Raw genomic sequence first — 623 nt, forward strand, 5'->3', positions numbered from 1 at the left:
ACAAATTTAACACATTTCTCAAAATTCATGCACCGTGCTTTCGGCTTGACCCAGTTGTTGTTACCCAATGCCATTACCTTTTCATACCACTTGTTCATCCTCCCCATGGCTTTTGTCGGTGAGATTTTAGCGTTGAAAATCTTGCGCAGCTCCATCGCAAGGCTGTATGCAGCCTTCAATATTGGGTGGTATTTGAACAGTATGTTGACACGATGGCGCTGTATGTCAGTCCATTTGTTCTGCGACATCATCAGAGTGTGTTTGCTGCGGGCCAGTATCTGGCGCATGGTCTCGCCGTTGGAGTACGTTACCGGCGGTTCGGACTTGTTGCGGTTGTTTTCCTCTGCGATGAGCTGTCGGCGAATGTCGATGCGGATTTCGTCAACGGCCTCATTATAGACCTGCTGGACATGAAAACGGTCGTTGACTACATGGGCGTTATAGAACACTTCCGCGGCTATGAGCATCATTGATGGCGAAAGATCGCATGTCACTTCCTTGACCCTGCGTCTGATTGATTTCCCCATAGCTCCGATGAGTATGGATATAATTTCGTCACTCTTTGTTCCGGGAATGGCTGCCGCAAGTGTTCCCTTGCATCCGTGGCCGTCCTTGTTGGTCAG

1 protein-coding gene is annotated in these 623 nt (G+C 49.1%); it reads right to left on the bottom strand.

Features of this window, described 5'->3' with window-relative positions; genetic code table 11:
• Window positions 1-623, bottom strand: a 623-nt coding sequence (locus QZ311_RS12390) for a transposase (protein ID WP_297068540.1), incomplete at both ends; no start/stop codon positions are given.

Source organism: uncultured Duncaniella sp. (assembly GCF_910578445.1).
In the GTDB taxonomy this organism is placed as follows: Bacteria; Bacteroidota; Bacteroidia; order Bacteroidales; family Muribaculaceae; genus Duncaniella.